Source organism: Nonomuraea sp. NPDC048916 (assembly GCF_040649575.1).
Taxonomy (GTDB): domain Bacteria; phylum Actinomycetota; class Actinomycetes; order Streptosporangiales; family Streptosporangiaceae; genus Nonomuraea.
Genome location: NZ_JBEZFS010000214.1, coordinates 1 through 472 on the forward strand (window position 1 = coordinate 1; position 472 = coordinate 472).

1 protein-coding gene is annotated in these 472 nt (G+C 66.9%); it reads left to right on the forward strand.

All coding sequences use genetic code 11. The annotated features are described in order from the left end of the window. Window positions 1-472 (forward strand): TIR-like protein FxsC (locus tag AB0C16_RS40505; protein ID WP_357691505.1); only part of this gene is annotated, 472 nt, incomplete at both ends.

Below are 472 nucleotides of genomic sequence, written 5' to 3' on the forward strand. Positions count from 1 at the left end.
TCAGCGAGAACCTGGCCACCTGCCGGGTATTCGTACCCCTGTTCTCGCCGAGGTACTTCACCAGCGAGATGTGCGGGCGCGAGTGGTTCGCCTTCCACGAGAGGATCCTGCGGGCCCGCGCCACCGGTTCAGGGGCGGTGCCCGCGATCGTGCCGGCCTTGTGGACACACGTCGAATACAGCCAACTCCCCGACTCCGTAAGGCACATACACGTGGACCACGCCGCCTTCGGGGACCGTTACGCGGCCCAGGGATTCTACGGTCTGATCAAACTCAACCGGTTTCACGACGAGTACAAGGAAACCGTCCTCGGTCTCGCCCAGCGCATCGTGCAGGTCGCCCACGACTCCCCGCTGCCCTCCAGCCGGCCCCGCCCCTACGAGTCCACGCCCAGCGCCTTCAAACCGCGCGGCGAGGGACCCCGGCGCATACATCTGACGGTGGCCGCACCCACCCGGGACACCATCCCCGA